Here is a 22,263-nt window from a genome sequence, read left to right on the forward strand (position 1 = left end):
ATCCGGGGATGAGAGGGCCACGCGGCTGGTGGCGGGGCAAGAGCCGACCGCAGCAGGTGGAGACGTACACCCGCTGGTCGTTCTACTTCTTCTCCGTCGTGGAGATCACCGGCATGAGCGGGCCCCTGAGCGGGAAGATCCCGCCGTGGCTCGCGGGCTGGCTGTTCGCCATGGTCGCCGGGCACGCGGTGGTGACCACGGTGACCTCCGCCAAGGCCCTGGACTGGACCCGCGGCCGTCGGACCCGGCCGGTGCGGGCCCTGTGGACGCTGGGCACCGTCACCGTCGTCCTGGCGGGGACCGTCCTCGCGGTGCACCAGTACGGGCCGGTCGGCCGGGGCACCGGACAGGCCGTCGGCACGGTCTACGGCGGCCTGATGTCCTGGGGCGGGGGCATGCTGACGCTCGGCGTCCGCGGCCGGCGGCAGATGCTCGCGATCGTCTCCGGCTTCGCCGTCGGCGCCGGTGTGCTGTCCCTGCCGCTGGGCGCCGCCTGGCCCATCGCGGTGGTCACGGCGTTCCTGGTGTTCCTGTCCGCCGGATTCCTCGCCGTCACCTGCCTGTTCTCCGTGTGGCTGCTCGACTCCGTGTACGAGCTGGACGAGGCCCGCGAGACCCGGGCCCGGCTCGCCGTCGCCGAGGAGCGGCTGCGGTTCGGGCGGGATCTGCACGACGTCCTCGGGCGGAACCTGTCCGTGATCTCGCTGAAGAGCGAGCTGGCCGTCCAGCTCGCCCGGCGCGGGCGGCCGGAGGCGGTGGAGCAGATGATCGAGGTGCAGCGCGTCGCGCAGGAGTCCCAGCGCGAGGTGCGGGCCGTCGTCCGCGGCTACCGCGAGGCCGACCTCGGCGCCGAACTGGTGGGCGCGCAGGGCGTGTTGGCGGCCGCCGGGATCGACTGCGAGGTCGGCGACCGGACCGCGGGGCTGCCCGCCGAGGTGCAGTCGGTGCTCGGCTGGGTGGTGCGCGAGGCGACCACCAACGTGCTGCGGCACGGCGACGCGGGCCACTGCGCTCTGCGGCTGGAGATGCAGGAGGGGCGTGTGGTGCTGACGGTGGAGAACGACGGCGTGGCCGGAACCCCCCACGGGGGTGGGGGTTCCGGCCTCGCCGGGCTGCGCGAGCGGCTGGCCGCCGTCGGCGGGACGCTCCGGGCCGGGCGCGTCGGCGAGGACCGGTTCCGGCTGGCGGCCGAGGTGCCGCTGACACAGGAGACGAGAGAAGTGAGCGGAGTCACGTTGTGAGCAGTCCGGTACGGCTGTTGCTCGCCGACGACGAGCATCTGATCCGGGGCGCCCTGGCCGCGCTGCTGTCGCTGGAGGACGATCTCCTCGTCGTCGCGGAGGCGGCGACCGGACCCGAGGCCCTCGCCATGGCCCGGGCCCACACGCCCGACGTGGCCGTACTGGATCTCCAGATGCCGGGCGCCGACGGTGTGAGGGTCGCCACAACCCTGCGCGCCGAACTGCCCGGCTGCCAGGTGCTGATCGTCACCGGCCACGGCCGCCCCGGCCATCTGAAACGGGCGCTCGCGGCCGGTGTGCGCGGGTTCGTCCCGAAGACCGTCAGCGCCCAGCGGCTCGCCGAGATCATCCGCACCGTGCACGCCGGAAACCGCTACGTGGACCCGGAGTTGGCCGCCGACGCGATCTCCGCCGGGGACTCCCCGCTGACCGCGCGGGAGGCCGAGGTGCTGGAGCTGGCGGCCGACGGGGCGCCGGTCGCGGAGATCGCCGAGCGGGCCGCGCTGTCCCCCGGGACCGTGCGGAACTACCTCTCCTCGGCCGTCACCAAGCTCGGCGCCGAGAACCGTCATGCGGCAGTGCGTCTCGCACGCGAACGAGGTTGGGTATAGTTGCTCTCGCGCCACGGCGCACTGCGGACGTAGCTCAGTTGGTAGAGCGCAACCTTGCCAAGGTTGAGGTCGCGAGTTCGAGCCTCGTCGTCCGCTCCATGAAGAAGGCCCCCGGTTCTCCGGGGGCCTTTTCGCGTGACGACCGTTACGACCAGGTGTGCCCCGTCAGCCGCTCGTACGCCTCCACGTACTTCTGCCGGGTCCGCTCGACGACCTCGGCCGGCAGCGGCGGCGGGGGCTGCTCGCTCCTGCGGTCCCAGCCGGACTCCGCCGAGGTCAGCCAGTCGCGCACGAACTGCTTGTCGTACGACGGCTGGGCGCGGCCCGGCTGCCAGGTGTCGGCCGGCCAGAAGCGGGAGGAGTCCGGGGTGAGGACCTCGTCGGCGAGGACCAGGGTGTCGCCGTCGAAGCCGAACTCGAATTTGGTGTCGGCCAGGATGATCCCGCGGTCGCGGGCGATGTCCCGGGCGCGGGAGTACACGGCGAGCGTGGCCTGGCGCAGCTGGGCCGCGGTCTCGGCGCCGACCTGGCGGGCGACCTCCTCGTAGGAGACGTTCTCGTCGTGCTCGCCGACCGCGGCCTTGGCGGCCGGGGTGAAGATCGGGGCGGGCAGTTCCGAGCCGTCGACGAGGCCCTCGGGCAGGGCGAGGCCGCAGACCGTACGGGACTCGTCGTACTCCAGCAGGCCCGAGCCGGTGAGGTAGCCGCGGGCCACGCACTCGACCGGGACCATCTTCAGCTGCTTGCAGACCAGCGTGCGGCCCGCCCAGTCCGCCGGGGCGCCCGCGGGCAGCTCGGTACTGAGGACGTGGTGGGGGGCGAGGTCGCGGAGCTGGTCGAACCACCACAGGGAGAGCTGGGTGAGGACGCGGCCCTTGTCGGGGATCTCGGTGGGCAGCACCCAGTCGTAGGCGGACAAGCGGTCACTGGCGACCATCACGAGGTCGCCCGCCTCGTTCTGGTACAGCTCGCGCACCTTGCCGGTGTGCAGGTGCACCAGGCCCGGAACCTGAATCGGCTCGGGCTTTTCTACGAATCCGGACACGGTTCCTCCCCGTGGTTCTGTCCAAGTGCCTCGATTCTCCCGTATGGGGTGGTCCACCGCGTTCGGGGGGTCGGTCACGGGGTCGGCATGCCGGTCGGCCGGGTCAGTCGCGTTTGCAGATGCGGTCCAGGAGGTTCGCCGTGGCGCGCTGGATGCGGGGGTCCACATGGCCGGGGCGGTCCAGGGCCGGGGACCAGGCGAAGGTGCCGGAGGCGAAGACCCAGGCACCGGAGGGGGCGCGGTACAGGGAGGTCTCCTGGTGGCGCAGGGCGCCGTCGTTGTCGGTGTAGGGGGAGTGGGCGAGCAGGATGCGCTCGTCGCACTCGGGCAGCGGGGTGCGCGGGAAGTACCGGTCGGCCTCGCCGGCCACCAGGCCGTCGATCTCGTCGCCCTCGTGCGCGCCGGTCGCCTCCCACAGCCAGTGCCCGGCGTTGCGGACGACCAGCGGGGCGGGCTCGGGCACCCGGCCCGCGTACTGGATGCCGACGAGCTGCTGCTCGGGCCGGTCGATCTCCCGCCACAGCACCGGTTTTCCGGGGCCCTTGCGCTTGCGGCAGGTCAGCAGCCGGTCCGGGTCGCCGGACGGGGACGGGCCCAACTCGACCTGCCAGTACATGGTGTTGGCGGACAGGAAGACCAGCGAGGTGCCCCGGTCCCGGGCGTCCTCGACGGCCCGGCGCATCGCCGCCGACCAGTACTCGTCGTGGCCCGGGAAGACCAGGCCCCGGTAACGGGTGGGGTCGACGCGGCCGGCGTGCAGATCGCGGGCGTCGGCGTAGGCGAGGTCGTAGCCGTAGCGCTCGGCCCAGCGGATGAAGTCGTAGGCGTGGCCGACGTGGAGCGGGAGACCGGCGCCCGCGAAGGGGCGGTCGAAGGAGACCGTGGTCGCCGCGTCGGCCTCGCCGAGGAGGCGGCCCTTCTCGTCCCAGGCGTGGTAGAGGCTCGCGCCGGTGTGACCGTCCTCCGGGTAGAGGTTGTACGCCTGCCAGGTGATGTCGGGCAGCAGCAGGAGCAGGTCGGCGGGATGGTCGTCGCGGACCGTGAACGGCACGTGGGAGCGGTAGCCGTCGGCGGTGGTCAGGACGGCCACGTAGGCGCCGATGTGCCAGTGGACGGGCACCTGGAGGCGCCAGGAGAGCCACCAGTGGTGACAGGAGACCGTGCGGTCGGCGGTCAGCGGGGCGGGCTGGACGATGCCGGACAGCCGGGGGCTGGTGGTGATCTTGGCGGCGCCGTCGCCGCCGTAGTGGCCGATCCGGTAGATGTCGACGCTGAACTCCTGGGGCGGGTCGACCGTGATGCGGAAGTCGATCGCCTCGCCGGGCGCGACCGCGCCGGTGGAGGTGAAGCCCTTGATCTGGCGGTGCACGTCGTCGGCGGAGCGCGGGCCGCCGGGGGAGGTGCGCGGCGCGGGGACGCGCGCGGCCCCCGTGGTGTGCTGCTGGGTGGTGGCGTCGACGTACCAGGGCACGACGTGACCGGTGTCGTCGAAGTACGTCTCACTGCCGCGCAGCCAGGGCACCGGACCCTGGCCGAACGGGTCCGTGACGGCGTGCGCGAGCGCTCCGGACTCCCAGCGACGAATATGGTCCGAGGCCATGATCGCTCCCCTCCCTCAGGTCCCCCGTGTCGGCCCTGTCTCGGTGGTGCTCGCTGTGCTCGGTGTGCTCGATCGTGCTCAGTGGAGCTCGCTGTGCTCGGCCGTGCTGTCGTATGTCGCACGCCTTTGCCAGGTGCGTGGTCGCTCCCAGCACATCACATAACGCACGCGCTCGGTCACCGGTCGTCGCGAATTGACCTGAAGTGGAAGTCAGCGCTCCCATTGGACGCCCCTCGGACGAGGTCCGTCAGACGAGCCGTACGGGCTTTTCCGGACGTATTCCGGTCGCGGCCAGCCAGTCGCGCAGCGGGCCCGGGTCCCCCTCCTCGATGAGGCTGAGCACCTTGGGCGTGAGATCGGCGGCCCGCTCGCCGTCCAGCAGCAGGGAGGGACCGTCCAGCCAGTCCAGGGCCGGGGCCGCGCCGGCGGTGTCGACGGCGGCGCAGCACACCATCGCCGTGACGTGGTCGGCGAGGAGGTCGCGGCCGCTGCGCGGGGGCTGGAGCGGAAAGAGCGGCAGAGCGCCGTCGTCCCACAGCGCGCTCTCCGGGCTGCCGCCCGCGGGGCTCTCCCCGCTCGGCGCGACGGCCTCCTCCCGGGCCAGCTCCGCGCTCAGCCGGGCGGCGAGGGCGGCGCTGCGCTCCGTGCCGGCCTCGGTGTCGTCGGCCTCCGGAAGCTCGTCGGGCGCTCGGGGAGCGGCCCGGTGGGGCAGCGCGTCGGCGGGCTCGGCGAGGTGGTCCAGAACGCGGGCCAGGGTGGGGCCGCAGGGGCCGGGGGCCGCGGGGTCGACCGGGGGACGCACGCCGAGCGAGTCCAGGACGCGGTGCAGCCGGGCCGCCTCGGCGCGCCAGGTGCGGTCCACGACCTCCTCCGGATACGCCTGCCAGTCCACCGGCGCCCAGTCGGGGCCGGGCTCGGCGGGACCGCCGTGGAAGAGACGGGCGGCGAGCAGCGAGGCGGCCTCGTCCACCGTGCCGGGCTCCTCCAGCAGGTCGCAGGCGGGGCGCTCGCCGAGCCGGGAGGCGAAGCCCTCGGCCAGCCGGTCGCGCCGGGACAGCTCGGTGAGCGCCGCGACCACGCCCGCGTCCAGCCGGGCGGGCCAGCGGCCCATGCGCCAGGCGGGCAGCGCGACCCGGGTCAGCAGCCGGTCCCAGCCCGCGTAGGCGAGGCCGACCTGCTCCTGGGCGACGATCCTGAGGCCGTAGTCGACCGCCTGGGCGCGCTCGGCCGCGGCTGCCGCGACCCCGCGCTCCATCTGCGTCGCGTGCTCCCGGCAGCCGCTCAGCAGCAGCCGGGCCACCCAGCCGAGCGCCGCGCACGCCGGCCGGGCCAGCGGGCCGCGGCCGGGCGCCGAGGCGACCGCGAGCGCCGCGTCGAGCCCGCGTACGAAGCGGCGGGCGGCCGCTATGTCGGGGTGCGCCGAAGGGCCCGTACCGGCGACGACCGGCGCGAGGACCGCGCGCAGCTCCCCGACGCGCATCCACCACAGGAACGGGGAGCCGATCACGAGGACCGGTGCGACCGGCGTACGGCGCTGGGGCGGGGAGCCGGGGGGTCCGCCTATCTCGTCGGGCGCGGAGCGGGCCGGCGGGCCGTGCGCCGCGTGCGTGCGGTCCTCCAGCCAGCTGTCGCAGTCCGGGGTGAGCGCGACGGCCGAGGGGGCCGGCACGTCCAGCCGGTCGGCGAGGTCGCGCACCAGCCGGTACAGATCCGGGGCGGACGTCTCCGGGATCGCCACCGTGGGCGTCATGGCGGGGCGGGCGCGGGCCACGACCAGGGCGATGCCGGCGGCGGCCACCAGCACCAGCAGGGCGAGCGCGCTCACCGCCACCCGGGCGGCGTCCCAGCCGGGGCCGACCAGGTGGCCCGTGGAGCCGCCGGTCAGCAGGATCACCGCGGCGCCCGCGGGCAGCAGGGCCGCGGCCAGTGCCCGGCCCCGGACCCGCAGGACCGCCAGGGCCCGGGAGCGCGCGGCCTGCGCGCCCACTTCCACACCGATTCCGCTCACGTGCCGACCTCACCCCCTCGCTGCCGTTGCCGTGCTTGCCTGGTGGTGCTCACTCCCCCACTGTGGCACCCGCCACTGACATCGCAATGCCGGTGGGCCAAGTGCCGGAACGCTTGCGCGGCACCCTAGTTGGGGCCCCGGCCCCCGTCAGCCGTATAGACGATTGCTCACTCGATGGAATGGCTTTGGTCAGAGGTGGGTGACAGACAGCAAAGATCAGGCCCCGGATCGTGGATCCGGGGCCCGGGTGCGGTCCTGCGGGTGAGCAGGCGGACGGCCGACCAGGTCAGGCGCGGGCCGCCGCGGCTTCGCGCGCCGCCTTCGCGGCGATGTCGGTGCGGTGCTGGGAGCCGTCGAGCCCGATGCGGCCCACCGCCCGGTACGCGCGCTCGCGCGCCTCGGACAGGTCCCCGCCGACGGCCGTGACGGACAGCACGCGCCCGCCCGCGCTCACCACGGCGTCGCCGTCCCGCCTGGTCCCGGCGTGCAGCACGTACGCGTGCGGGGCGTCCTCGGCGGCCACCTCGGCCAGGCCGGTGATCGGGTCGCCGGTGCGGGGCGTGCCCGGGTAGTTGTGCGAGGCGACGACGACGGTCACGGCGGCGTCCTCGCTCCAGCGCAGCGGCGCCAGATCGGCGAGCGTGCCGTTCGCGGCGGCGAGCAGGACACCGGCCAGCGGCGTCTTCAGCCGGGCCAGCACGACCTGGGTCTCCGGGTCGCCGAAACGGGCGTTGAACTCGATGACCCGGACGCCGCGGCTCGTGATCGCGAGCCCGGCGTAGAGCAGACCGGAGAACGGCGTGCCGCGGCGGCGCAGTTCGTCCACGGTCGGCTGCAGGACCGTCTCCAGCACCTCCTCGACCAGCTTCGGGTCGGCCCAGGGCAGCGGCGAGTACGCGCCCATGCCGCCGGTGTTGGGGCCCTCGTCGCCGTCGAGCGCGCGCTTGAAGTCCTGGGCGGGCTGGAGCGGTACGACGGTCTCTCCGTCGGTGATCGCGAAGAGGGAGACCTCGGGGCCGTCGAGGAACTCCTCGATGACGACCTGCTCGCAGCCGGCGGCGTGCGCCGTCGCCTGCTCGACGTCCTCGGTGACGACGACGCCCTTGCCGGCGGCCAGGCCGTCGTCCTTGACGACGTAGGGGGCGCCGAAGGCGTCGAGGGCCTCGGCGACCTCCTCGGCGGTCGTGCAGACGTAGGAGCGGGCGGTCGGCACCCCGGCCGCCGCCATGACGTCCTTGGCGAAGGCCTTGGACCCCTCCAGTCGCGCGGCCTCCTTCGAGGGACCGAAGACGGGGATGCCCGCCTCCCGGACGGCGTCGGCGACCCCGGCGACCAGCGGGGCCTCCGGGCCGACGACGACCAGCTCGGCGCCGAGGCCCGCGGCCAGCTCGGCCACCGCCTTGCCGTCGAGCGCGTCGACCGCGTGCAGCTCGGCGACCTCGGCGATGCCGGCGTTGCCGGGGGCGCAGTGCAGCGCGGTGACGTCGGGGTCGAGGGACAGGGAGTGGCACAGGGCGTGTTCGCGGGCGCCGCTGCCGATGACGAGGACCTTCACGGGGGTCAGCCTAATGGCAAGGTTGCCGAAGACCGGGGGCCGGGTTTGCTGGAGTTTCCTCCAAGCGACCCCGAAGAGACCCGGGGAACGATCCCCAGGACGCTCCCCGGGGCACTCCCGAGGACGCGCTACTCGAACGAGGTACGCCCGTGGGCCGGCCAGGGCTACTCGTTCGAGAACTCCTCCACCACCGTCGCCCCCAGCTCCCGCACGATCAGTTCGTGGCCGGAGAGGGCCGACTCGTCCAGGTCGGGGTCGTCGTCCTCCGGGATGTCGTCCTCGGGCGCGACGGGGGGCGGCTCGGGGGCGGGCGTGGGCCGCGAGGCCGGAGCGGGTGCCGCCGGAGCGGCCGCGGGGCCGGAGGGCGGGGACGCGGGGGCCTGCGGGGCGGGCCGGGGCGCCGCGGGGCGGGGCGCGGCCGAGGCGCCGTAGCCCCCGCCGGAGTCGCCCGGGGCCGGGGGCGCGGAGCCGCCGGAGGGGTCGATGACCGCGTCGATCTTCCACTGCACGTTGAACTGCTCGGCCAGCGCCTGCCGCAGCACATCCTCGCTGCCACTGCCGGAGAAGTTGTCCCGCGCGCCCGCGTTGACGAAGCCGAGCTGGAGCGTCGTGCCGTCGAAGCCGACCACCTGGGCGTTCTGGCTGAGCAGGATCCAGGTGAAGCGGCGGCGGTTCTTGACGGCCTCCAGGATGTTCGGCCACAGGACGCGGGGGTCGAGGCCGCCCGCGGCGGCGGGTGCGGGTGCGAGAGCCGGTGCTGCCGTGGCCGTCGGCGCGGGGGCCGGGGCCGCCTGGGGCTGCGGCTGCGCGGGCGCGCGGCCGGGGGCCGGGGCCTGCTGTCCCTGACCGCCGGCCGGGGCGGCCGTGGGCCAGCCACCGGGGCGCCGGCCGCCACCGGCCGGTGCTGCCGTGGGCCAGGCGCCGGCGGCGGGCGCAGGGGAGGCCGGGGGCTGCGCCGGGGCCGGGGCGACGGCAGGCTCGGAGGTGGGGGTGGGGGTGGGGGTGGGCTCCGGGGCTGGTGCGGGCTGGGAGGCGGTCGGGGTGGGAGCGGGGGCGGGGGCGGGAGCGGGAGCGGGAGCGGGAGCGGGAGCGGGGGCCGGTGCTGCCGGAGCCCCCGGCGCGCGGACGGCGGCACGGGCCGCGGCGGGACCGCCGCCCGGCGGGACCGGCGGCATCGGCGCGACCGGCGCACCGCCGCCCTGGCCGTGGGCCTCGGGGCCGGGGACGTACCCCATGACGGGCGCGCCGGCACCGCCCGAGAAGTTGACGCCGCGTTCGAGGCGGTCGAGGCGGGCCATCACCGAGCGCTCGTCGCCGTAGGCGGCGGGGAGCAGCACGCGCGCGCAGATCAGTTCCAGCTGGAGGCGGGGCGAGGTGGCGCCGCGCATCTCGGTCAGGCCCTCGTTGACCAGGTCGGCGGCGCGGCTCAGCTCGGCGGCGCCGAACGTGGACGCCTGCGCCTGCATCCGCTCCAGGACGTCGGCCGGGGCGTCGAAGAGCCCCTTGTCCACCGCGTCCGGAACGGCGGCGAGGATCACGAGATCCCGCAGCCGCTCCAGCAGGTCCGCGACGAAACGGCGCGGGTCGTTGCCGCCCTCGATGACGCGGTCGACGACCTCGAAGGCCGCGGACCCGTCCCCGGTGGCGAAGGCCTCGACGACGGAGTCGAGCAACGAGCCGTCGGTGTAGCCGAGGAGGGAGGTGGCCATGGCATACGTCACACCTTCCTCTCCCGCACCGGCGAGGAGCTGGTCCATGACGGACATGGAGTCACGCACGGACCCGGCGCCGGCGCGCACGACCAGCGGCAGCACGCCCTCCTCGACGGGGATGTCCTCCCGCCCGCACACCTCGCCGAGGTAGTCCCGCAGCGTGCCGGGCGGAACGAGCCGGAAGGGGTAGTGGTGCGTACGCGACCGGATGGTCCCGATGACCTTCTCGGGCTCGGTGGTCGCGAAGATGAACTTGAGGTGCTCCGGCGGCTCCTCGACGACCTTCAGCAGTGCGTTGAAGCCCGCCGACGTGACCATGTGGGCCTCGTCGATGATGTAGATCTTGTACCGGCTGCTCGCGGGCCCGAAGAAGGCCTTTTCCCGCAGCTCACGGGCGTCGTCCACACCGCCGTGGGACGCGGCGTCGATCTCGATGACGTCGATGGAGCCCGGGCCGTTGCGCGCGAGGTCCCGGCACGACTGGCACTCGCCGCACGGGGTGGGGGTGGGACCCTGCTCGCAGTTCAGGCAGCGGGCGAGGATGCGCGCGCTGGTGGTCTTCCCGCAACCGCGCGGCCCGCTGAACAGGTACGCGTGATTGACCCGGTTGTTCCGCAGCGCCTGCTGCAACGGGTCGGTGACATGCTCCTGCCCGATGACCTCGGCAAAGGTCTCCGGGCGATAGCGGCGGTACAGCGCGAGAGACGACACGCATACGAGGTTATAGGCGCCCACTGACAACCCGGGAAAACAAGGGCCCCCCACGCACCCGCCAGAGCCGACCTACCCTTGCTGCCTTCCGGCCCTGGGGGAGTTCAGTCAGATAGCGCCACGTGAGGGGCTGCGCCCCACAGTACCCGATCGCGGACCGCGTTCAGTACCCGATCACCGCCCGGGGTCACTCCCGATCCGGGCCTGCGGGAACGGGTTCGCGAGCACTCCCCTCGGTCATGTAATGTTTCCGGCGGAGGATTCGCCTAGAGGCCTAGGGCGCACGCTTGGAAAGCGTGTTGGGGGCAACCCCTCACGAGTTCGAATCTCGTATCCTCCGCCTCAGCCCGACAGGGCAGTCGAAGGCCCCGACCGGTTCGCCGGTCGGGGCCTTTCGCGTTTCCGGATCCGAGGTCCGACAGGGGCAGGAGCGGGCGTGAGCCGGTCGGGATGTGAGGTGGAGCACGGTGGTGTGCGGTTCGAGCGGCGGCCCGAGTTCCTGGGTGCTGTCTACCGCGCCACCCGCACCGGTGCCGACACCGTCACCTGGTCCACGTCCGAGACGCGCACCGTCGCCTTCATCGTCCAGGTGCCCGGGAGGGGGAGGGTGAAGGAGTCGGCCGCCCAGTAGCCGCCGCGGTCGGTCACCCTGGTGTCCAGGGGGCCGATGCGCCTGGCGGGGAGGGTGAGGGTGATGCGGAGCTCAGGGACGGTGGACAGGCCGCCGTCGGGGCCGTAGACGACCGCCTGGACGGAGCAGGTGCCGACCCGGCCGGGGTCCAGGGTGATCTGGACCTTGCCCCGGCCGCCCGGGGTGCCGACGTCGAAGGGGATCGTCGTCACCGATGCCGTCGGGATGCCCGCGTCCGCCGTACCGGTCCCCGTCGCCTGCGCCGCATCCGTCGCCGTGCGGCCGGGGACGGTGCTGGTCAGGAGGGTCGTCAGGGCCAGGACCACCGCGGCCACGGCTGCCTCCGCCAGTACCGAGCGGCGCAGGTGGTGGAGGGGGATGGGCGGGGGCGGAGCGGGGGTGGGGGTGGGAGGGGACGGTTGCTCGGGGAGTGGGGGGCCCGTCGCCGGTTCGGGGATGCGGGCCGGGGTTGCCGTCCGTACCTGCGGCCGGGTCCGGGCCCCTGCCGTGCGGGTCGTCCAGGCGCGGGAGCAGGCCGCCGCCAGGAGCAGGGCGGCCACCGCGGCCAGTTTGGCCAGCAGGGTGCGGCCGTACGCCGTGTCCGTCAGGGCCTGCCAGGAACCGAGGCCCCGCCAGGACTGGTACACGCCGGTCACCGCGAGGACCGTCACAGAGGCGAGGGCCAGGCGGGAGAAGCGGGCCGGGACCGAGAGCGGGAGCGCCGGGGTGCGGGACAGGGTGCGCAGCAGCGCGGCCAGGCCACCCAGCCAGGTGCCCATGGCCAGCAGATGGAGGGTGGCGGAGGTGATCGCCAGCGGGACCTGGATGCCCGCCGCGGCGTGTTCGGCCGCCGCCCAGGTCAGGGCCAGGGGGACGGACACGGCCGCGGCCACCGCCAGTGTCGCGCGGCGGGGCAGACGGGTGCGGCGGGCCCGCAGCACCAGCACCACCGTGGCGGCCAGCAGCAGCAACGCCAGCCGGGCGAGGAGGAGTTCGCCGGGGCGGGTGGTCGCCGTACGGGCGAGGGCGGTGAGGGAGAGTGCCTGCGTCGGGGGCGCCCCCTCCTCGTACGGTGCGCGCAGGACGAACAGGGCCGCCGTGGACGCGATGAGGGTCCAGGCCGCCGCCAGGACGGGGGTGCGCAGCGGGGCCGCCTTCGGCGGGCGGCAGTACGCCACGAACGCGGCCGTGCCGAGGAGGAGGGCCACGGAGAGGTAGGCGAGGTAGCGCGCGATGTTGTACAGGGCCGCCGTCGCCGGGTTCTCCGTGGTGTCGGGGGCCGTGCTCGCGGCCGTCGCCGTGCGTGTGCCGACCGAGAAGGTCAGCGCGCCGGACACCGGGTGGCTGTCCGCCGAGACCACCCGCCAGGCGACCGTGTAGGTGCCCTGGGCGAGCCTGGCGGGCAGCGGGACGCGGGCGGTGTCCGGGCGGCCGGGGGCGTGGCCGGCGGCGCCCGTGCGCACGCGGTGGTTGGCGGGGTCGTAGACCCGGAACGAGTCGGTGAGCAGGCCGACCGACTCGGTGAACGTCAGGGTCACCTGACGGGGGGCCGTAGGCAGGACGGTGCCGTCGGCGGGGTCCGTCGCGCGCACGGCCGCGTGGGCCGAGGCCGGGGCCGCCACGCCGAGGAGGAGCAGGAGCAGACCGGTGCAGAGCAGGGCCAGGCGGCGCGGCCAACGGCTCGGCCGGGCGCCGTTCGGCCGACGGTTCAGCCGTCCGCTCGGCCCTCGGTGTCGGTCGCGCAGCTGCACCTGGTCCCCTCCGTCGGCCCGCCGTGTTCCCCATGGGTCGTGTTCCCTATAGGTACGGAGGGTTCGGCTCCGTTGCTCACCACGTCGGGCGGGCCGAGACACCCCCGTCCACGACCAGGTCGTGCCCGGTGATCCAGCTCGCGAGCGGCGAGGCCAGGAACACACAGGCGTCGGCCACGTCCTCGGGGCGGCCCAGGCGGCCGGTGGGGGCGGCGGCGAGCCAGCGGCGCACGCCGTCCGGCCAGGCGTCGGCGAGTCCCTCGCGGTCGATGAGGCCGGGCGAGACCGTGTTGACGCGAATGCCGTCCGGACCGTACTCCAGGGCCGCCGCGCGGGCGTGCATGACCACCGCCGCCTTGGCCGCGCTGTAGTGGGCGTGGCCGGGGGCGGGGCGGTCGGCCTCGATGGAGGCGATGTGGGTGACGGTGCCGCCGCCGTGCGCGCGCATGTGGGCCGCGGCGGCCTGGGTGCAGGCGAAGACGCTGGTGAGGTCGGTGTCGACGACCGCACGCCAGTCGGCCGCCGTCATCCCGGGCAGGGGCTGCACGGGCTGGACGGCCGCGTTGTTGACGAGCGCGGTGAGGTGGCCGCCGGACCACCGCGTCGTCTCCCCGATCAGGCGGTGGCAGGCGTCCTCGTCCGTCAGGTCCGCCCGCAGGACGACGGCCTCGCCGCCCGACTCCCGGATGCGGTCGGCGACTTCACCGGCCGCCGCCACCGCCGTACGGCAGTGCAGGGCCACCGCCGCGCCCCGCTCGGCGAAGCGCAGGGCGATGGCGCGGCCGATGCCGCCGCCCGCGCCGGTCACCAGCGCCGTCTGTCCTTCGAGGAGGGTGTGCGTGTTCATGGGCGGGACAGTTCCGTGATGCGGGCCGCCTCGGCGGGGTAACGCGCCGTCAGGGCGGCCGCGTCGCCGTGTTCGTAGTCCGCCTCGGTGAATCCGGGGGCCATCGTGGTGCCGAAGAGCGTCCACGCGCCGCCCGGGGCGACCCGCCCGCCCATCCAGGTGCCGGCGGGCACGGTCAGCTGGACGTGTTGGCCGGACAGCGGGGCGGGGCCGAGGACGGCGGTGCGGGCGGTGCCGTCGGGGGCGAGGAGCAGGAGGCGGAGCGGGTCGCCGAGGTAGAAGTGCCAGATCTCGTCGGTGGGCAGGCGGTGCAGGGCGCTGTAGTCGTCCGCGGTGAGCAGGGCGACGATGGCGGAGCCCGCCGGGCGGCCGTCCGGTCGGGCGGGTCCCGCCCAGGTACGCCGGTACAGGCCGCCTTCGCGGGGGATGGGTTCGAGTCCGTAGTGGGCGATCAGCTCTCGGGGCGTCGTCACGGGGAGAAGGCTAGCCAGCCCGGAGGGCCCACCGTCCGTTCCGGGAAGGCGAGTTGGGCCCGCTCCGCCCGCCTCGTTCGCCTCGCCCATCTCGCCCATCTCGTTCATCTCGTTCGCCTCGCCCATCTCGTTCGCCTCGTTCAAGGAGGCGCGCTGCGCAGAGCCCTCACGGCGACTCCGGCGGCGACGGACGACTGCCGGGGCGGGGCACCCCCGGCTGCGGCCCGCGCGCGGCCGGGCGATCATCGAGCCATGGACGTCACCCTGCACCTCGCCCAGGACCCCGAGGCCGACGCGCTGCTCGGTCGCTCCCCGCTCGCCGCGCTGGTGGGCATGCTGCTCGACCAGCAGGTTCCGATGGAGTGGGCGTTCAAGGGCCCGCGCACCATCGCCGACCGGCTCGGCGCCGGAGGCGAGGGAGACCTCGACGCGCACGAGATCGCCGCGATGAACCCCGAGGACTTCGCCGCGCTGCTCTCCGACAAGCCGGCGGTGCACCGCTACCCCGGCTCGATGGCCAAGCGGATCCAGCAGCTGTGCCAGTACCTCGCCGAGCACTACGACGGGGACGCCGAGGCCGTCTGGCGGAACGTCCCGACCGGTGCCGAGCTGCTGAAACGGCTGGAGGCACTGCCCGGGTTCGGCAAGCAGAAGGCCCAGATCTTCCTCGCGCTGCTCGGCAAGCAGCTCGGCGTCACGCCCCCGGGTTGGCGGGAGGCGGCCGGCGCGTACGGCGAACCGAAGGCCTACCGCTCCGTCGCCGACATCACCGGCCCCGAGTCACTGGCCAAGGTGCGGGCGCACAAGCAGGAGATGAAGGCGGCGGCGAAGGCCTCCGGCACGTAGGCCCGTTCACCCGACCGGCCCTCCCTGATGGCACGCCCCGCCCCGCCGGTCACAGCATGAACCATGACCGAGGCACCGAGCAGTGGCTCCGACCAGGGCCCTGGGTACGACGACCGGAACGTCCACGCGGCCCGGCAGGCGGGCGGGGCGGCGGGCAGGCGGCACGAGCCCGAGCCGCCGTTCGAAGGCCCGCTGCACGCCCTGTCCCGGGCCGCCTGGCAGGTGGTCCTGGTCACCGGGATCGCCTCGCTGATCCTCGGGATCCTGGTCCTGGTCTGGCCCGGCCCCTCGCTGCGCGCGGCCGGCGTCCTCTTCGGCCTCTACCTCCTCATCAGCGGTATCTTCCAGCTGGGCGCCGCGTTCGGCACGCACACGGCGACCTCGCTGCGCGTGCTGGCCTTCATCAGCGGTGCCCTGTCGATCCTGCTCGGCCTGCTCAGCTTCCGCGGGCCCATGCAGTCGATCCTGCTGCTCGCCCTGTGGATCGGCATCGGCTGGCTGATCCGCGGCATCACCCAGACCCTGGCCGCCGCCTCCGACCCGCGCACCCCCGCCCGGGGCTGGCAGGTCTTCCTCGGGATCCTCACCTTCATCGCCGGCATCGTGCTCATCGACTCGCCGTTCCACTCGGTCGCCGTCCTGACCCTCGTCGGCGGCATCTGGCTGGTCGCGGTCGGGATCACGGAGATCATCACCGCGTTCCGCATCCGCGGCCGGGCCAAGCGGATCCCGAAGACCGCCTGAGCCGCAGACCGGCCTGAGCCGTCGTACCGACCCGTCGCCCCGTTTCGTCAACGCGATGTCCTTCTCCTCCTCCGACCGGGCGGATCTGCGGCCGTCTGTGCTGCACCCACCGCCCGCGCCGGGGAGAAACCCGTCGTGAGCAGGACCTCGCGCCGCCCGCGCAGCCGTACCTGGCTGCGGGTGCTCGTGCTGCTCCTCGCCCTGTGGGTGCCGGTCGCGCACGCGCAGGCCCACGCGGCCCCCGTCTGCGCCGTCTCGGCCGACACCTCCGAGCACCACGACGGCCACGACGTCACCGACGCCCTCGACGGCCTCGATCTCCTCCTGCGGCCGGCCGCCCGTGCCGTCCACCGGGCCGACGCTCCCGAGTGCCCCGCGCCCCTGCCCGGCCCGGCCGCGCCGGCGCGCCGCGCGTGCCTCCCCGCGCTCCGGGCGCCGTACGCGACACCCCTGCTGCGCACGGTGGTTCTGCGCTGCTGACAGACCCGCGTCCCCACACCACGCAAGGTCAGTCGGCTCGACGCAAGGAGCACAGCCATGCCCCAGGATCCGTACGCCGTCCTGCGCGCCCTGCTGCGCGCGGAGGCGAGGCGCGCCGCGGCGCGCAAGCCGGACGAGAACCGTCCGGAACCGCAGCGGAAGCCCGAGGAACGGGACCGCTGAACGCACCGGCCCGGCGGGGCCGCCGTCTCCGCCGGGCCGTGCCGAACGGGGAACGGGTGATCTCGCTGCCCGGCCGCGTGCCCACCGAGCGGGCCGGCGACCTCCCGGGGCACAGGCGCGGGCGGCGCCTCGGGCCGCGGCGGCGGTCGGCTTCTCGTACGCCGACTCGCGGTCCACAGCCTGTGCATAACGCTCGTGGAGCGCGCGGCGCTTCCGTGGACGGCGTGGTCTCGCGGTCACTCGACGCAGGCCCCGTTCCCAGTACCAGCCCATTTGCCCGTTTCGCTCCATCTTTTCAGGGCTTTCAAAAGGGCGCACTCAGCCGCCATGGCTGCGCCCGGAACGTCTGGGCCGGTAGGCTTTCCGTGTGATCTTCAAGCGCATCGGAAACGGCCGGCCGTACCCCGACCACGGCCGGGAAAGCACCCGGCAGTGGGCGGACGTCGCGCCGCGCCCGGTCCGCCTCGATCAGCTCGTGACCACCAAGCAGCAGCTCGATCTGGAGACCCTGCTGGCGGAGGACTCGACGTTCTACGGCGACCTCTTCGCACACGTCGTGAAGTGGCAGGGCGACCTCTATCTGGAGGACGGCCTGCACCGCGCGGTCCGCGCCGCCCTCCAGCAGCGCCAGGTGCTGCACGCACGCGTGCTCGAACTCGACTGACCCGGCCCGGCGCGGCCGTTGGCCCTTTCGGGTTCCGCTGAGCGGGATCGACTGATCATCTAATAGGCATCGCCGCTCGGGCGCACTACGCTGCGCCCATGAGCATGCTGACTCCCCCTGGCATGGGCGGCCAGTACCGGATCACGGGGGACAAATACCCTCGGATGCGTCCGCCGCGGCGCCGCGCCCGGCTCGTGGCCGCCGTGGTCGCGTCCGCCTGCGCGCTCGGCCTGATCGCCTGGGGCACCCTGCAGCTCATCGACGTCTTCTCCGGCGGCACCAAGAAGACCACGGCGACCGGTGCGAAGACCGCCTGCCGGCCCGGGGCCGCCGCCACGGCCACGCCGGCCGCACAGCCGAAGACGCTGCCCAAGCCGGGCCAGATCACCGTGAACGTCTACAACGCCACCGCCCGCGGCGGGCTCGCCAAGGCCACCGCCGACGAACTCAAGAAGCGCGGCTTCAAGATCGGTGACGTGGGCAACGCGAGCAAGGACTACGACAAGAAGGTCAAGGGCACCGGCGTACTCCTCGGCCCCGCCGCCGCCCAGGACAGCTCGCTGCCGGTGCTGGCCACCGAACTGGCCGGCGCCGAGCGCCGCACCGACGCCGGCCGCAAGGGCGCCGACCTGGACCTCATCCTGGGCGACGGCTTCACGGCACTGGCGAAGCCCGCGGACGCCCAGCAGGCGTTGACGGCCCTGACGGCGCCGCAGTCGGCGGCGACGTCGAAGAAGGGGTGCTGAAAAGCTCCCCGCAGGGGTGCCGGAGCTACTCCGCCGCGCCGTACAGCCGGTCTCCCGCGTCACCCAGCCCCGGCACGATGTAGCCGTGCTCGTTGAGGTGGTCGTCCACCGCCGCCGTCACGACCGTCACCGGCGTGCCCGCCAGCTCGCGCTCCATCACCGCTACGCCCTCGGGCGCGGCGAGCAGCACCACGGCGGTCACATCGTCCGCACCGCGCCTGATCAGCTCCTGGATCGCCGCGACGAGCGTGCCGCCCGTGGCCAGCATCGGGTCCAGGACGTACACCTGGCGGCCCGAGAGGTCCTCCGGCATGCGCGAGGCGTACGTGGAGGCCTGGAGGGTCTCCTCGTTGCGGATCATGCCCAGGAAGCCCACCTCGGCGGTCGGCAGCAGCCGGACCATGCCGTCCAGCATGCCGAGACCGGCGCGCAGGATCGGCACGACCAGCGGGCGCGGGCGGGCGAGCTTGACGCCCGTGGTCCGCGCGACCGGGGTGTCGATGTCGACGGCCTCGGTGCGCACGTCCCGCGTGGCCTCGTAGGCCAGCAGGGTGACCAGTTCATCGGCCAGCCGGCGGAAGGTCGCGGAGTCGGTGCGCCGGTCGCGCAGCGTGGTGAGCTTGTGAGCGACCAGGGGGTGGTCGACGACGTGGAGACGCATGCCCCTAACGGTACCTGCGACCGAACCCCCTCCGGCCCTGGCGTCGAAGGGGCCGTACGGGGGAAAGTGGGAGGGACGGAACCGGGGTGGTGCGACGTGCCTGACCTGCCTGACCTTCCTGAGGACGCGCCCGGGGACACCGGCGGCACCGGGGACTCCGGCGAGCCCCCGATACGCGCCGGCGGAGTCCCCGAGTCCGACGCCGAACGGCGCCGCCGACGCGCCGAGTTCCTGCGTGATCTCACCGAGGCCCGCGAGCTGCGCGCCCGGGTCCAGCCGCGGCGCGCCAAGGCCGCCCGCATGCGCCACGCGCAGCGCATGCGGACATTCCGCTGGTAGGCCGTCCGTGGTCCGCCGTACCCGCACAGGGTGGAACCGCCCGCGAGGAGGAGGCGTCAGGAGCGGGGCCCGGTGGGAAAGTTCTCGGTGAGGAAGATCCACGTCCACGGCGGTGTTTGCGTGGTGGGCGTGCGTGAGCGCTGGGAAAAGCCGCGTACGATCCGCAAGGCGGCTGCGAGACACAGGGAGCCGAAGACGTCCCCTGAACGTCTTGTTTCTGCCACGATTCCGAGTGGGTGGGGCTCGGAGCCCAGCTCTCTCCACCCACATACCTCCGCCGGGGGGACCCCCAACCGGCACACCTATGACCAGTGGGAGAGTCACGGTGTACTTCGCCGCACTGCTCGCGCGCACCGAAGACGGGTGGGAAGCGAGCGACACGGAGCTCGACAATGTGGAGACCCTGTCGGATCTGGCCGACCTGGCCCGGGAAGCCTCTCCCGACGACGACACGGTGCTCGTCCTGATCGAGCAGGAGGACGCCTGGTTCGGCGTCGTCCGCATCGACGGCGAGGACGACCCCCGCATCTACGTCTCGGACGCCGCCGCCGCCCAGCGCAGCGCGTACGGCGAGCTGCTGCTCACCGACGAACTGCTCGGCCGGGAGCCCGGCTCGGACGACGGCCCCGACCTGGACTCCCTGGACCTCGACGGCACGGAGGACGGCGAGTCGGAGGAGGAGGATGACGACGACGACGCTGCCGGCGGCGGCGCCGACGCCGTCCCGCACAGCCCGGTGGGCGACAGCCGGATCCTCGACGACCTGGGCATCGGCGAGAAGGAGCTGCGCGTCCTGGACGCCGAGGACGCGCTGGGCTCGATCGCCGAGGCCCTGGGCGCCGCCGAGGTCCTGGAGACCGTCCGCTGACCACCGGGAACTCCGAGAGTCCGGCAGCCGTGGCGGACCCGGTACGCGACCGCTGGCGGGCCGCGATGCGGCTCGCCCTGGACGAGGCCGAGCGGGCCGTCCGGGGCGGCGACGTCCCCGTCGGCGCCGTCGTCCTGTCCCCGGACGGTACGACGGTGCTCGGCGCCGGGCACAACGAGCGCGAGGCCACCGGTGATCCCACGGCCCACGCGGAGGTCCTCGCGATCCGGCGGGCCGCGGCACGGCTCGGGGAGTGGCGGCTGACCGGCTGCACGCTCGTGGTCACGCTGGAGCCGTGCACGATGTGCGCCGGCGCGCTCGTCCAGTCCCGCGTCGACCGGGTCGTCTACGGCGCCCGGGACGACAAGGCGGGCGCGGCGGGCTCGCTGTGGGACGTGGTCCGCGACCGGCGGCTCAACCACCGGCCCGAGGTGATCGAGGGCGTCCTCGCGGCGGAGTGCGCGCAGCTGCTCACGGAGTTTTTCCGGGACCGCTGAATACCGATTTCGAACCATGCCCCGCCGTGCTGTAGGGTCTCCCTCGGTAGCGTGTCCGAGCGGCCGAAGGAGCTCGCCTCGAAAGCGAGTGTGGCGCAAGTCACCGAGGGTTCAAATCCCTCCGCTACCGCTTCGAAGAAGGGTCCCGTCTCACGACGGGGCCCTTCTCGTCGTACGGATCCGGTCGTACGGACCCCGCACGTGCGCGCCGCTCACGCGGGCCGGCAAAGGGTCCCCGGCGGCGGGCCGTTGGTCCTCGAACGAGGCGTGAAGGTTACACTCGCGGCCGGCAACAGGGGCCCACAGGGACAGGCACAGGGGAGGCCGCGGTGGCGGTGAACGCCAAGAAGATCGCCGTGTACGCGCTCGTGGTCTTCGCGCTGTACGTGATCATCACTGACCCGCCCAAGGCGGCGCACTACGTCCAGATAGTCTTCGAGGGCATATCGGACGCCGCCAAGTCCGTGGGCGACTTCATGACGTGGCTCGCCAACGGGGGAAAGAGCTGAGGTACATCGCATGATCCGGCACCTGGTCCTCTTCAAGCTCAACGAGGGCGTCGAGCGCGACGATCCGCGGGTCGTCGCCGGTGTGGAGGCCTTCAGGGCCCTGGGCGACCAGATCGAGGAGCTGCGGTTCTGGGAGTGCGCCTGGAACATCACCGACCGGCCCATCGCCTACGACTTCGCGATCAACTCGGCCGTCGAGGACACCGACGCCCTCCGGCGCTACCTGGAGCACCCGGCCCATCAGGCGGGTGCCGCCCTGTGGCGCGAGTTCGCCACGTGGGTGATCGCCGACTACGCCTTCTGATCCCCGCTCCACCCGAGCCCTCCGCCGGACCGGCGGGGGGCTTTCGTGTGTCGCACGCCCCAACTTGTCGAAATTTGAACACAACACGGCGTTATGCGGTGCTTGCACACAGTGCACATGTCTTGTGATGCTATGACCGCTTTTGATCGATGATTGAGCGACGAAGAGGTGGCGTTGACCGTGTCGGCCAGTACTGCGCCACCCCAGGAGGAGGAGGCACCCCCTGCGCCCGATCCCGCGCCCGTACCCCCCGAGAAGCGGCGCAGCGCCGACACCCGAGCCCTCACCCAGGTGCTCTTCGCCGAACTGAAGCAGCTCGCTCCGGGCACGCCGGAGCACAACCGGGTGCGCGGGTCACTGATCGAGGCGAACCTCCCGCTCGTGCGCTACGCGGCCGCGCGCTTTCGCTCCCGCAACGAGCCGATGGAGGACGTCGTCCAGGTCGGCACCATCGGCCTGATCAACGCCATCGACCGCTTCGACCCGGACCGGGGCGTGCAGTTCCCGACCTTCGCGATGCCGACCGTCGTCGGCGAGATCAAACGGTACTTCCGGGACAACGTCCGCACGGTCCACGTACCGCGCCGGCTGCACGAGCTGTGGGTGCAGGTCAACAGCGCGACCGAGGACCTCACCACGCTCTTCGGCCGCTCCCCGTCCACCGCCGAGATCGCCGAGCGGCTGCGGATCAGCGAGGACGAGGTGCTGAGCTGCATCGAGGCGGGACGGTCGTACCACGCCACCTCGCTGGAGGCCGCGCAGGAGGGCGACGGACTGCCCGGTCTGCTGGACCGGATCGGCTACGAGGACCCGGCCCTCGACGGCGTGGAACACCGCGACCTGGTCCGGCATCTGCTCGTCCAACTCCCCGAGCGCGAGCAGCGCATCCTCCTCCTGCGCTACTACAGCAACCTCACCCAGTCGCAGATCAGCGCGGAGCTGGGCGTTTCCCAGATGCACGTCTCGCGGCTCCTCGCCCGCAGCTTCCAGCGGCTGCGCTCCGCGAATCGCATCGACGCCTAAGGGCTCCGCGCGTAAGGGCTCGCGCTTAAGGGCCCGCGCTTAAGGGGCTTGCGCCTAAGGGCACGATAAGAATCGGTACGGACCGAAGCGTGGGGGGCGTTCGGTCGATGCATAGCGGGCGCACGGAAGCACGCCTCAAGCGGTTCTGCATCGCATACCCGAGCGAGCGGTAACCGTCGCGGGCGAATCGCTCACCTGGGCCGATGACGGCAGT

At 73.5% G+C, this 22,263-nt stretch carries 23 protein-coding genes, 3 tRNA genes and 1 other RNA gene; 17 read left to right on the forward strand and 10 right to left on the reverse strand.

The features are described 5' to 3' along the window. Positions 1-8 precede the first annotated feature (8 nt). From ACZ4MF_RS04040 to ACZ4MF_RS04050, 3 genes are all read left to right on the forward strand, one after another. Entirely contained in the window at positions 9-1,241 is a 1,233-nt protein-coding gene (locus tag ACZ4MF_RS04040; RefSeq protein WP_467489578.1) for a sensor histidine kinase, read from the forward strand. Continuing rightward, positions 1,238-1,852: a response regulator gene (locus ACZ4MF_RS04045; protein ID WP_467489580.1), complete on the forward strand. Its 615-nt coding sequence runs from the start codon at positions 1,238-1,240 to the stop codon at positions 1,850-1,852. The genes ACZ4MF_RS04040 and ACZ4MF_RS04045 overlap by 4 nt, the downstream gene beginning before the upstream one ends. 23 nt (positions 1,853-1,875) lie before the next feature. Beyond that, a tRNA-Gly gene (locus tag ACZ4MF_RS04050) sits at positions 1,876-1,951 on the forward strand. A 46-nt stretch (positions 1,952-1,997) separates the two neighbouring features. Here ACZ4MF_RS04050 and ACZ4MF_RS04055 read toward each other — a convergent pair. The 6 genes from ACZ4MF_RS04055 to ffs all read right to left on the reverse strand — a co-directional run bounded on the left by ACZ4MF_RS04055 (position 1,998) and on the right by ffs (position 10,618). Further along, a complete protein-coding gene (locus ACZ4MF_RS04055) occupies positions 1,998-2,897 on the reverse strand; it encodes a phosphoribosylaminoimidazolesuccinocarboxamide synthase (RefSeq protein ID WP_467489582.1) in 900 nt (299 codons plus the stop codon). A 103-nt stretch (positions 2,898-3,000) separates the two neighbouring features. Beyond that, complete coding sequence (locus ACZ4MF_RS04060; protein ID WP_356029919.1) at positions 3,001-4,497, reverse strand: N,N-dimethylformamidase beta subunit family domain-containing protein; 1,497 nt, start codon at positions 4,495-4,497, stop codon at positions 3,001-3,003. Positions 4,498-4,744: 247 nt separating this feature from the next. Then, complete coding sequence (locus ACZ4MF_RS04065; RefSeq protein WP_467489584.1) at positions 4,745-6,505, reverse strand: M48 family metalloprotease; 1,761 nt, start codon at positions 6,503-6,505, stop codon at positions 4,745-4,747. A gap of 286 nt (positions 6,506-6,791) precedes the next feature. Then, positions 6,792-8,060, reverse strand: coding sequence for a phosphoribosylamine--glycine ligase (purD, locus tag ACZ4MF_RS04070; RefSeq protein WP_467489586.1), 1,269 nt, complete (start codon positions 8,058-8,060; stop codon positions 6,792-6,794). 164 nt (positions 8,061-8,224) lie between these two features. Further along, positions 8,225-10,483: a DNA polymerase III subunit gamma and tau gene (locus ACZ4MF_RS04075; protein WP_467489588.1), complete on the reverse strand. Its 2,259-nt coding sequence runs from the start codon at positions 10,481-10,483 to the stop codon at positions 8,225-8,227. 38 nt (positions 10,484-10,521) lie between these two features. Then, an RNA gene (gene ffs, locus ACZ4MF_RS04080) (signal recognition particle sRNA small type) lies at positions 10,522-10,618 on the reverse strand. A gap of 120 nt (positions 10,619-10,738) precedes the next feature. Here ffs and ACZ4MF_RS04085 point away from each other — a divergent pair. Continuing rightward, positions 10,739-10,823 (forward strand) — tRNA-Ser (locus tag ACZ4MF_RS04085). A gap of 170 nt (positions 10,824-10,993) precedes the next feature. Here the strand turns inward: ACZ4MF_RS04085 and ACZ4MF_RS04090 are convergent. The 3 genes from ACZ4MF_RS04090 to ACZ4MF_RS04100 all read right to left on the reverse strand — a co-directional run bounded on the left by ACZ4MF_RS04090 (position 10,994) and on the right by ACZ4MF_RS04100 (position 14,185). Further along, a complete protein-coding gene (locus ACZ4MF_RS04090) occupies positions 10,994-12,772 on the reverse strand; it encodes a copper resistance CopC/CopD family protein (protein ID WP_467490637.1) in 1,779 nt (592 codons plus the stop codon). A 169-nt stretch (positions 12,773-12,941) separates the two neighbouring features. Next, the gene (locus tag ACZ4MF_RS04095) at positions 12,942-13,712 is read right to left on the reverse strand and encodes an SDR family NAD(P)-dependent oxidoreductase (RefSeq protein ID WP_467489590.1); all 771 of its coding nucleotides are present in this window, start codon (positions 13,710-13,712) and stop codon (positions 12,942-12,944) included. Then, positions 13,709-14,185, reverse strand: coding sequence for a cupin domain-containing protein (locus ACZ4MF_RS04100; RefSeq protein ID WP_467489592.1), 477 nt, complete (start codon positions 14,183-14,185; stop codon positions 13,709-13,711). Before ACZ4MF_RS04100 ends, ACZ4MF_RS04095 begins: the two co-directional genes overlap by 4 nt. 252 nt (positions 14,186-14,437) lie before the next feature. On the opposite strand from ACZ4MF_RS04100, the gene ACZ4MF_RS04105 reads away from it, so the two are divergent. From ACZ4MF_RS04105 to ACZ4MF_RS04130, 6 genes are all read left to right on the forward strand, one after another. Then, the gene (locus tag ACZ4MF_RS04105) at positions 14,438-15,031 is read left to right on the forward strand and encodes an HhH-GPD-type base excision DNA repair protein (RefSeq protein ID WP_467489594.1); all 594 of its coding nucleotides are present in this window, start codon (positions 14,438-14,440) and stop codon (positions 15,029-15,031) included. Between the two features lie 63 nt (positions 15,032-15,094). Continuing rightward, positions 15,095-15,775, forward strand: coding sequence for an HdeD family acid-resistance protein (locus ACZ4MF_RS04110; RefSeq protein ID WP_467489596.1), 681 nt, complete (start codon positions 15,095-15,097; stop codon positions 15,773-15,775). Between the two features lie 135 nt (positions 15,776-15,910). Next, a complete protein-coding gene (locus ACZ4MF_RS04115) occupies positions 15,911-16,255 on the forward strand; it encodes a hypothetical protein (RefSeq protein ID WP_467489598.1) in 345 nt (114 codons plus the stop codon). Between the two features lie 57 nt (positions 16,256-16,312). Next, positions 16,313-16,438, forward strand: a complete 126-nt coding sequence (locus ACZ4MF_RS04120; RefSeq protein ID WP_356029907.1) for a hypothetical protein — start codon at positions 16,313-16,315, stop codon at positions 16,436-16,438. 367 nt (positions 16,439-16,805) lie between these two features. Further along, entirely contained in the window at positions 16,806-17,102 is a 297-nt protein-coding gene (locus ACZ4MF_RS04125; RefSeq protein WP_004943146.1) for a type II toxin-antitoxin system VapB family antitoxin, read from the forward strand. 98 nt (positions 17,103-17,200) lie between these two features. Beyond that, entirely contained in the window at positions 17,201-17,848 is a 648-nt protein-coding gene (locus tag ACZ4MF_RS04130) for a LytR C-terminal domain-containing protein (protein WP_376287824.1), read from the forward strand. 25 nt (positions 17,849-17,873) lie between these two features. On the opposite strand, the gene upp is transcribed toward ACZ4MF_RS04130, so the two are convergent. After that, entirely contained in the window at positions 17,874-18,509 is a 636-nt protein-coding gene (gene upp, locus ACZ4MF_RS04135) for a uracil phosphoribosyltransferase (RefSeq protein ID WP_467489600.1), read from the reverse strand. A 96-nt stretch (positions 18,510-18,605) separates the two neighbouring features. Here upp and ACZ4MF_RS04140 point away from each other — a divergent pair, with 96 nt between their 5' ends. The 7 genes from ACZ4MF_RS04140 (at position 18,606) to ACZ4MF_RS04170 (ending at position 22,049) form a co-directional block, all read left to right on the forward strand. Continuing rightward, positions 18,606-18,848, forward strand: a complete 243-nt coding sequence (locus ACZ4MF_RS04140; protein WP_467489602.1) for a hypothetical protein — start codon at positions 18,606-18,608, stop codon at positions 18,846-18,848. Positions 18,849-19,173: 325 nt separating this feature from the next. Further along, positions 19,174-19,716, forward strand: coding sequence for a tRNA adenosine deaminase-associated protein (locus ACZ4MF_RS04145; protein WP_467490638.1), 543 nt, complete (start codon positions 19,174-19,176; stop codon positions 19,714-19,716). Between the two features lie 65 nt (positions 19,717-19,781). Then, the gene (gene tadA, locus ACZ4MF_RS04150) at positions 19,782-20,213 is read left to right on the forward strand and encodes a tRNA adenosine(34) deaminase TadA (protein WP_467490640.1); all 432 of its coding nucleotides are present in this window, start codon (positions 19,782-19,784) and stop codon (positions 20,211-20,213) included. A gap of 45 nt (positions 20,214-20,258) precedes the next feature. Then, positions 20,259-20,343 (forward strand) — tRNA-Ser (locus ACZ4MF_RS04155). 199 nt (positions 20,344-20,542) lie between these two features. Beyond that, complete coding sequence (locus ACZ4MF_RS04160) at positions 20,543-20,722, forward strand: hypothetical protein (protein WP_071377271.1); 180 nt, start codon at positions 20,543-20,545, stop codon at positions 20,720-20,722. 10 nt (positions 20,723-20,732) lie between these two features. Beyond that, positions 20,733-21,026, forward strand: coding sequence for a Dabb family protein (locus ACZ4MF_RS04165; RefSeq protein ID WP_467489604.1), 294 nt, complete (start codon positions 20,733-20,735; stop codon positions 21,024-21,026). Positions 21,027-21,200: 174 nt separating this feature from the next. Beyond that, on the forward strand, positions 21,201-22,049 hold the full coding sequence (locus ACZ4MF_RS04170) for an RNA polymerase sigma factor SigF (RefSeq protein WP_467490642.1): 849 nt from the start codon (positions 21,201-21,203) through the stop codon (positions 22,047-22,049). Positions 22,050-22,263 lie beyond the last annotated feature (214 nt).

The sequence above is a fragment of the Streptomyces sp. NPDC025793 genome, from assembly GCF_055558375.1.

Coding starts and splice junctions, on each gene's coding strand:
- ACZ4MF_RS04040 (WP_467489578.1), top strand. CDS start 9: ATGAGAGGGCCACGCGGCTGGTGGCGGGGCAAGAGCCGACCGCAGCAG.
- ACZ4MF_RS04110 (WP_467489596.1), top strand. CDS start 15,095: ATGACCGAGGCACCGAGCAGTGGCTCCGACCAGGGCCCTGGGTACGAC.
- ACZ4MF_RS04130 (WP_376287824.1), top strand. CDS start 17,201: ATGAGCATGCTGACTCCCCCTGGCATGGGCGGCCAGTACCGGATCACG.
- ACZ4MF_RS04165 (WP_467489604.1), top strand. CDS start 20,733: ATGATCCGGCACCTGGTCCTCTTCAAGCTCAACGAGGGCGTCGAGCGC.
- ACZ4MF_RS04105 (WP_467489594.1), top strand. CDS start 14,438: ATGGACGTCACCCTGCACCTCGCCCAGGACCCCGAGGCCGACGCGCTG.
- ACZ4MF_RS04095 (WP_467489590.1), bottom strand. CDS start 13,712: ATGAACACGCACACCCTCCTCGAAGGACAGACGGCGCTGGTGACCGGC.
- upp (WP_467489600.1), bottom strand. CDS start 18,509: ATGCGTCTCCACGTCGTCGACCACCCCCTGGTCGCTCACAAGCTCACC.
- ACZ4MF_RS04120 (WP_356029907.1), top strand. CDS start 16,313: ATGCCCCAGGATCCGTACGCCGTCCTGCGCGCCCTGCTGCGCGCGGAG.
- ACZ4MF_RS04060 (WP_356029919.1), bottom strand. CDS start 4,497: ATGGCCTCGGACCATATTCGTCGCTGGGAGTCCGGAGCGCTCGCGCAC.
- tadA (WP_467490640.1), top strand. CDS start 19,782: ATGCGGCTCGCCCTGGACGAGGCCGAGCGGGCCGTCCGGGGCGGCGAC.